Genomic DNA, 407 nt, shown 5'->3' with positions numbered 1-407 from the left:
GAAAGGCGACAGCATCATTGAGCGGGAAGTGCGGCCAGACGGTCAGCGAGCGGTGACGCATTATGAAGTATTGCAGCATAAAAACGATATGACGCACGTGTCGATTCAATTAGAGACGGGGCGAACGCATCAAATTCGCGTCCATTTTTCTTATCTCGGTCATCCGCTCGTTGGTGATGATTTGTATGGCGGTTTTCGGGAGCAAATCGACCGCCAAGCGTTGCATAGTTGTGAGCTGACGTTTTTTCATCCGTTTGTTGAACGGATGATGACGTTTCATTCGCCGCTTCCTGACGACATCGCCCGTTTGCTTTAGTCAAACGGGCGAAATTTTTCTGCGACATATGGCATCGTTGATGGGACGGAGACGGTTTCCATTTCCGGATAGCGAAGCGCTGTTAATTGTC

1 protein-coding gene is annotated in these 407 nt (G+C 49.6%); it reads left to right on the top strand.

The window, feature by feature from the left end:
- The coding region (locus ES017_RS15575) for an RluA family pseudouridine synthase (RefSeq protein ID WP_253263422.1) at positions 1-316 on the top strand (316 nt) is incomplete at its 5' end.
- Positions 317-407: the final 91 nt, after the last annotated feature.

The organism is Anoxybacillus sp. EFIL, assembly GCF_013096955.1.
In the GTDB taxonomy this organism is placed as follows: domain Bacteria; phylum Bacillota; class Bacilli; order Bacillales; family Anoxybacillaceae; genus Anoxybacillus; species Anoxybacillus ayderensis.
The sequence above is the reverse complement of the archived record's forward strand: the minus strand, read 5'-3'. Positions and strand labels throughout refer to the sequence as shown.